This is a genomic window from Streptomyces sp. NPDC111520 (genome assembly GCF_055635295.1).
The window spans coordinates 644,882-652,188 of sequence record NZ_JBVKBW010000004.1; the positions used below are offsets into that span (position 1 = coordinate 644,882).

The window sequence follows — 7,307 nt, forward strand, 5'->3', positions numbered from 1 at the left end:
TGGACATCCAGCCATCGGTGCGGAACCTCGCAGTAGAAGGCTGGCCCCACTTCGCCGAAGTCGTGGACCGCGCCAATGCCGCTGAGTCTCATACTTGATCTTGCGGTTGGTCGTGGCGAGTTGACGGATACGGCGTGGGAGCGGATAGCGCCGCTCTTGCCGACACTGGATGGTCGGGGGCGGCCCTGGCGGGATCACCGGCAGGTGATCGACGGGGTGCTGTGGCGCTTGCGGACCCGGGCTCCCTGGGGGATCTGCCGGAGCGCTATAGGCCGTGGCAGACGGAACGCTCCGACCAGGTGGCCAACCGCACCAGCATCGTCCGAGCTGTCGCCACTCTTGAATTCGCCAGCCGATCAAGATGGAAAAGGCTCACTGTGTTCGGCCCCGTCGGGGCAGGAGCAGCGCCGTCATGGTGGCGAGCAGAGAGGCGCCGGAGGCGCTGAGGAACACCGTGTGAAAGGCGCTTTCGGTGGGGACGAGGGCCCCGTGGAAGGCGGTCACGTCCGTCGTCAGGATCATCCCGAGTACCGCCCCGGACGACGAGGTTCCCAGCGACCGCATCAGGGTGTTGAGGCCGTTGGCGGACGCCGTTTGGGTAGCCGGTACGGCGGTCATGACCAGCAGCGGCATCGTCGAGTAGGCCAGCCCGACGCCGGCGCCGATGATGCAGGCGGTGGCCACCAGTCCCCAGACGGTGTGGGTGAGCTGCAGGCTGAGCAGCCAGCCGAGCGTGACCACCGCACAGCCCGTTGCCAGGGTCGTGCGGGCGCCGAACCTGGCGGACAGCCGCGCCGACGGCTGTGAGGACAGCAGCATGACGATCCCGGGGGGCGCCAGGTACAGGCCGCTGGCGAGCGTCGACAGGCCCAGTCCGTAGTGGGTGCCCTTGGGCAGTTGCAGCAGCTGACTCATCGAGTACGCAAGGGCGTAGGTCGCGTAACCCACCAGCACCGCGGTCACGTTGGTGACGAGCACCTGCCGGCGAGAGGACACCCGCAGGTCCACCAGCGGATGCGGCTGCCGCCACTCCCACCGGCCCCACCAGGCGAGTACCACTGCGGCGGCCAGCAACAGGCCGTAGACGGGAGGGCTCGTCCAGCCCCAGGCCCCGCCCTCGGACACCGCGAGCAGCAAGGCGACCAGGCCCACGGCGAGTCCGACGGCTCCGCTGGTGTCCATCTTGGCGGCCGACGCCGGGCGGGACGACGGGGGCACGACGGCCCGCACTCCCACGAGCGCCACCAGGGACAGGGCCGAGAAGACCCAGAAGAGCAGGTGCCAGGTGACGCCACGGATGAGCAGAGCCGCTCCCGGGAGGGCCAGTGAGCTGCCGACGCCGACCATGGAACTCATCAGCGCGATGGCCGTGCCGACCCGGGCGGCGGGCAGTACCTCTCTCAGGATGCTGATGCCCAGGGGGATCACGGCCAGCGAGCACCCTTGGATCGCACGACCGGCGATCACGACGGGCAGCGAGTCGCCGAGCGCGCAGAGCAGGGAACCGGTGAACAGGGCCATCAGCGTCCACAGCAGGACGCGCCGCTTGCCGAACATGTCGCCGAGGCGCCCGATGATCGGGTTCGCGACCGCTCCGGTCAGCAGGGCGGCGGTCACCGCCCAGGCCACGCCGGAAGGGGAGGCGTCCAGCAGGTGCGGCAGCTGTGGGATGAGGGGGACCACGGCGGTCTGGGCCATCGATGTGATCAGTCCCGCGAAGGCCAGGGCAGCCGTCACCAGCCCTGCGGAGGGAGCGGTGCCCGTCGTGCCTGTGCCGCGGATGCGGGTGCCGGGTGTGCGCTGGAGGCTTCTCATGGTGTGGCTCGTCCTTCGAATCGGTAGGGGATGACGCAAGACGGTGCCGCGCGTCGTCTTTGGACGCGCGCGGCACCGTCTTGCGTGTGTGCCGCTGTCGGGCGGTGGCCTGCGCTCAGCGGTGACCCGCCGATTCGGAGGAGACCGCCTGGTGGATGACCTGCAGTTCGGTGAAGCCCTCCAGCGCCCAGTGGCCGTTCTCCACGCCGACGCCGCTCCACTTGATGCCGGCGAACGGCTGGTCGAAGGCCACGGCGGTGTGGGTGTTCACCCACGTCATGCCGGCCTCCACGCGCTCGGCCACGGCGGCGGCCCGCTCGGGGTCGCTGCCCCAGACCGAACCGCCCAGCCCGAAGTGGGTGGCGTTGGCCCGGGTGAGCGCGTCCTCCACGTCGCGGTAGCCGATGATCGGCAGCGCGGGCCCGAACTGCTCTTCGTCGACGATCCGGACGCCGTCGCTGACGTCGGTCAGGATCGTGGGCTGCCAGAAGTAGCCGTTCCCCTCCATCGGGCCGCCGCCGGCTGCGATGGTCGCCCCCTGGCGCACGGCGTCGCCGACCAACTCGGCGATACGGTCGCGCTGGGGCCGGTTCTGGAGCGGACCGTACTGTGTCGTGGGGTCCGTACCGTCGCCGACCTTGGCCGTGCGGGCCAGCTCCGCGAATGCCTCGACGACCGCGCCGCGCAGCTGTTCGGGGACGTAGATGCGCTTGGGAGCCACGCACACCTGCCCGGTGTTGTGGAAGGCGCGCGGGAAGAGGCCCGCGGCGACGGTGGCCGGATCGGCGTCGTCCAGGATGATCGCCGCGTCGTTGCCGCCGAGCTCCAGCGTGGTGCGCTTGAGATCGTCAGCGGCGACGCGCGAGATGATCTTGCCGGTGGCGGTGGACCCGGTGAAGCTGATCTTGCGGATGAGCGGGTGCTCGGTCAGGGCGGCGCCGGCCTCGTTGCCGCCGCTGATCACGTTGAACACCCCGGGCGGCAGTACACCGCGCAGTACCTCTCCGACCTTCAGCGAGGACAGGGGTGTGTACGGGGAGGGCTTCAGCACCACCGTGTTTCCGGCGGAGAGCGCCGGAGCGATCTTCCCGGCCCCGATGATCAGCGGGAAGTTCCACGGGGTGATGATCGCGGACGGCCCGAGCGGGCGGCGCACGATGTGCACCAGGGCCTCCTTGTCGTCACGGAGCACCTGGCGCTGGAGTTCCATGTCCGCGTAGTAGCGGAAGTAGGCGGCGGCCGTGGCGACCTCGCGAGCCGACTCGGCCAGCGGCTTGCCCTGCTCGGCGGTCAGGATCGCGGCGATCTCGTCCTGCGCCGCCCCCACGGCGTCAGCGGCGGCGTGCAGGGCGGCCCGACGCGCGGCCGGGTCCGACCGCCAGGCGGCGAACGCGTCGTAGGCGGCCTTCACCGCGGTGTCGACGTCCTCCGCCGTGGCGTCCGGGGCGGTGGCGAAGACCTCGCCGGTGGCCGGATTGATCACGGGTATGCCGGCCCGGGTGGGATGGGCCTGGCCCGCGATCGTGGCCGTCAGGGGTGTGGCCGGGGTGAATGTGGACATGAGCGTCACTCCTTGCGCGGTCGCGCCTCTCTCGGCGATGACCTTGTACCGAACGAACTAGTTCGGAGCCTATGTATCGCGAAGCTGATTGTCCAGAACTAGTTCGTTCGGTACGGTTGCGGAGCCGCTCGGTCGTCGGAGGCGGGACCACTGATGGGGGGAGCGCCTGCACCGGCGCTCGCCCCGTTTCCCGGTGGGCCCCGCGCGATCGGCGGCGCCCCACAGCACCGCAATACAGCCTTGCTCACCAGCCCGGACCGCAATGCGCGACCGGAGCTGCAGTGACCGACGGAAGAGGACAGCACGTCATGACGAAGGTGTGGTTCATCACCGGTGTCTCCCGGGGGTTCGGCCGTATCTGGGCCGAAGCCGCCTTGAGTCGCGGCGACCTCGTGGCGGCGACAGCGCGAGACACGCGGTCACTGGAGGTCCTGCGCGAGAAGGCCGGAGACCGGCTCCTCCCGTTGTCGCTCGACGTCACCGACCGCTCGGCCGCGGTCGAGGCCGTCGACCGCGCGCACAGCCACTTCGGGAGGCTCGACGTCGTGGTCAACAACGCCGGCTACGGGTTGTTCGGCGCCGTCGAGGACATCGGCGAGGAGCAAGCCCGCCGGCAACTGGACACCAACGTCCTCGGCACGCTCTGGGTCACCCAGGCCGCGCTCCCGCACCTGCGAGCCGCGAGGACGGGCCACATCATCAATGTCTCCAGCGTCGGCGGGATCGTGGCGTGGCCCCTCTTCGCGCTCTACAACGCCACGAAGTTCGCCGTGGAGGGCTTCAGCGAAGGACTCGCCAAGGAGGTGGCCGGGTTCGGCATCAAAGTCAGCATGGTCGAACCGGGGTTCTACGCGACGGACTGGGGCCGCTCCTCCTCCGTCCAAGCACATCCCTCCGAGGCGTACCAGGCTCTGACCGAAGAACGGGCAGCCCTCGGCGCCTCCGTCCCACCAGGTGACCCGGCAGCCACCGCACCGGCCATTCTCGAACTGGTGGACAGCGTCGAACCGCCGCTGCGCCTCTTCCTCGGGGACGGGCCGCTGACGTTGGCGAAGGCCGCATACTCCCAGCGTCTCGCCGAATGGGAGAAGTGGGATCACCTCGCCGTGCGTGCCCAGGGCTCAAGGGGCTGAGTGCCGGGCCCCGAGGTTCGACGGCCCTGAGGGCGTCGGCGGCCGCGTCGAGCGGGGCGTCCTCGCGCCGCTCGACGCGATCCGGCACTTCAACAAGGCGCCGGCGCGCCGCAGATGCCTCTGGGGCAGCGGCGCTCGGCAGAGAGTGCGGGCGGACGGGGCTGAGGCCGGTCGAACCGGAGCACCTGCGACGTGACGCGCCGTCAGGGCCGCGAGGTCTCGTCCTGGACGATGCGGCTGACAGCGGTGACCACCGCGTCCCTCAGTTGCTGCCATCGCTCAGCCGTCCATGGTGCGCCGCCCTCGGCGACCTGAAGGCCCAGCGGAGTGAGCGCCTGGACGTGCTGGATGGCCCAGTTGATCGCGTAGAGATCGGCGGGGGCGAGCGACTGGCCTGGCTGGGCGGCAGCGAGCATGCCGAGGCGCTGCTGGTAGTAGTCGAGCTCCGGCTGGGTGGGGGCGGGCCGTTCCAGCTGACGCCACAGGGTCAGGCGCACGCGGTCGGGTTCGGCGGCGTAGTAGTCGAAGACGGCACCGGCCACCTGTGGGAGGTCCTCGAAGGATGCTTGCACCCTCTCGACGGCGAACCCCAGGCGCTCGGCGACCACAAGGTCGAACAGTTCTTCCTTCTTGCCGAAGTATTCATAGATGGCGCGCTTGTTCGCCTTGGCATTCTCGGCGATCCGGTCGATACGGGAGCCGGCCAAGCCGTAAGCGGCGAACTCGCGGTAGGCAGCCTCGAGAATGCGTGCCTTGGTCGCGCTGGAGTCTTTGGGCATGCCGCGAGGGTACCGAACGAACCAGATCTTTACATCGAACGCATCCCTGCCCCGCTGGTCGCCGGCCCCCGCACGCCTGTGGCTCAGTGCCTGACGAAGCGCGCGGACTCGTTGCGCCACAGGTCGGTCCCGCTGAAGGGGTTGCGCTGCAGCCGCTCCTGGAACGTACGCACCAGGAACTCCACGATGCCGCAGTCGTAGCGGGTCCACGCCGCTTCATCGGGGCCGTGGTGTCTGCGGCAGATGACGACGGACCAGCCGTCCGGCTCGCCGGCGGTGGTCCGGAACGCGCCGTCGCCGTCGGGGGTGCCACCCCACGAGAGCAAGCCGCCGTGACCAGGTACTCCGGGTGGATGCCCTCCACGCCTTCTTCCTGGTAGGCCTGACCCGGACAGACCCCGGGGCCCCTTCCGATCTCGGCGGCACGGACCGGCGGCATGATCAGGAGGTAGTCGGAGATCTCGCCCGGACTGTAGGTCTCCATGAGCCACTGATGGTCCGTGGGCAACCCGGTCCCGTAGCCTGCACGATCTCCTGCGGACGCAGGAGTTCGGCCCACTTCCCGGCGGGCCGCTCGAGGGGCCGTACGAGCTCGTCCCTCAGTGACATCGACGCCCTCACTCCTCGGGCGACACCCGGTCACGGCGCCACCGGCTCCGCCCCGGGGCCTGCCCGACCTACCCGACGGTCGGCGACGCAGGCGGCCGGTGTACACGGTGTTGTGAGGGCCGCGGGCTCGGTGCCCGGGCTTGGTGTGCGTGGCTGTGCGTGGCTGTGCGGGACCGGTGCCCGGGTCCCGGGTATGAGGCGGGGCGGCGTGTCAGTGCATGTCCAGTCCGCCGTTGACCACAGCGGTGGTGCCGGTCATGAAGGCGTTGTCCTCGGAGGTGTAGAAGGCGACAGCCTGGGCGACGTCCGCGGGCCGTGCGAGCCGGCCGAGGGGGGTGGCTGCCACCTGCCGCTGCTTGAGCTCGTCGTCCAGGACGTCCGCGGAGATACGGGTGTCCTCCACGGGGCCGGGTGCGACGACGTTGACGGTCACCCCCTGGGGTCCCAGTTCCTGGGCGAGGTAGCGGGCGAACTGTTCCAGCGCGGCCTTGGCTGTGCCGAGTGCGATCATGCCCTCCCTGGGCCGGCGGCTGAGGCCGGTGCCGAGGTAGACGATGCGTCCCCACCCCTGCTCGGTCATCGCCGGCAGGACGGCCTTCGTGACGGTGAACGCGGCGCGCATCTCGGCGCCGATCTTGCCGCCCAGTTCCTCCCACGTCATGTTCTGGAACGACGTGACCGTATAAGGGATGAGCGCGTTGTGCACCAGCACGTCGACGCCGCCCCATGTCGCATGCACCTGCTCCATCAAACCCGCGACGGCCGCTTCCTCGCGCACGTCGGCCTGCACGGTCATGGCCTGGCCGCCCGCGGCCGCGATGTCCGTGACGACCTCCTCGGCACCCTCGGCGCTGTGGAGGTAGTCGACCACGACGCGCATCCCGCGTGCGGCCAGGAGGCGCGCGGTGGCCGCTCCGATCCCGCTGCTGGCGCCCGTCACCAACGCCACCCTCGCGTTCGCTCCAGTCATGGCCCGGTTCCTCCTGGTAGTCGCGGCCGCAGGAATTGCAGCGCCGGGATGTTCAGGGCCGACGGCAGGACGGGCGACGGCCGCACGGTGAACACCTCTCCCATGCGTCGCGGTGACCTGAGCGCATCGGGTGGTCATCCGCAGCGACTCCCGTCCGGTGCCCTTCCCGGCACAGCCTCTCGAGCCGCCCGTGGACCGCGCCATCAACTGCTGCCGCATTCACTGACGTAGCATCACATCACCACCCCCCGAGGCGAGCTGAGCCGCGCCGATCAAGCCGAACTCGCGTCGGACGCGATAAGGGGCCGCCGGACCTGCGCGCAGTCCGGCCGTCCCTGCGCACCCTAAGAAGTCATCTCAATTGGCTGGTTCGGTAGTCTGCGGGCGTGGGGATCGTTGAGCGGCTGGTACCGGATGAGTTGTGGGCCTTGTTCCAGCGG

6 protein-coding genes and 1 pseudogene are annotated in these 7,307 nt (G+C 70.0%); 2 read left to right on the forward strand and 5 right to left on the reverse strand.

Going from position 1 to position 7,307, the window contains the following annotated elements:
* Window positions 1-75: 75 nt before the first annotated feature.
* A pseudogene (locus ACZ7MY_RS12300) lies at window positions 76-304 on the forward strand (transposase); the annotation flags it as partial.
* Window positions 305-372: 68 nt separating this feature from the next.
* On the opposite strand, the gene ACZ7MY_RS12305 reads toward ACZ7MY_RS12300, so the two are convergent.
* Window positions 373-1,815, reverse strand: coding sequence for an MFS transporter (locus tag ACZ7MY_RS12305; RefSeq protein WP_499601306.1), 1,443 nt, complete (start codon window positions 1,813-1,815; stop codon window positions 373-375).
* Window positions 1,816-1,930: 115 nt separating this feature from the next.
* The gene (locus tag ACZ7MY_RS12310) at window positions 1,931-3,376 is read right to left on the reverse strand and encodes an aldehyde dehydrogenase family protein (RefSeq protein WP_499601307.1); all 1,446 of its coding nucleotides are present in this window, start codon (window positions 3,374-3,376) and stop codon (window positions 1,931-1,933) included.
* Between the two features lie 308 nt (window positions 3,377-3,684).
* On the opposite strand from ACZ7MY_RS12310, the gene ACZ7MY_RS12315 reads away from it, so the two are divergent.
* Window positions 3,685-4,509: an SDR family NAD(P)-dependent oxidoreductase gene (locus ACZ7MY_RS12315; protein ID WP_499601308.1), complete on the forward strand. Its 825-nt coding sequence runs from the start codon at window positions 3,685-3,687 to the stop codon at window positions 4,507-4,509.
* Between the two features lie 203 nt (window positions 4,510-4,712).
* On the opposite strand, the gene ACZ7MY_RS12320 is transcribed toward ACZ7MY_RS12315, so the two are convergent.
* From ACZ7MY_RS12320 to ACZ7MY_RS12330, 3 genes are all read right to left on the reverse strand, one after another.
* A complete protein-coding gene (locus ACZ7MY_RS12320) occupies window positions 4,713-5,288 on the reverse strand; it encodes a TetR/AcrR family transcriptional regulator (protein WP_499601309.1) in 576 nt (191 codons plus the stop codon).
* A gap of 83 nt (window positions 5,289-5,371) precedes the next feature.
* Window positions 5,372-5,614, reverse strand: coding sequence for a hypothetical protein (locus ACZ7MY_RS12325; protein WP_499601310.1), 243 nt, complete (start codon window positions 5,612-5,614; stop codon window positions 5,372-5,374).
* Between the two features lie 494 nt (window positions 5,615-6,108).
* Window positions 6,109-6,867 carry an SDR family NAD(P)-dependent oxidoreductase gene (locus ACZ7MY_RS12330; RefSeq protein ID WP_499601311.1) on the reverse strand — a complete coding sequence of 253 codons (759 nt, stop codon included), beginning with the start codon at window positions 6,865-6,867 and terminating at the stop codon, window positions 6,109-6,111.
* Window positions 6,868-7,307: the final 440 nt, after the last annotated feature.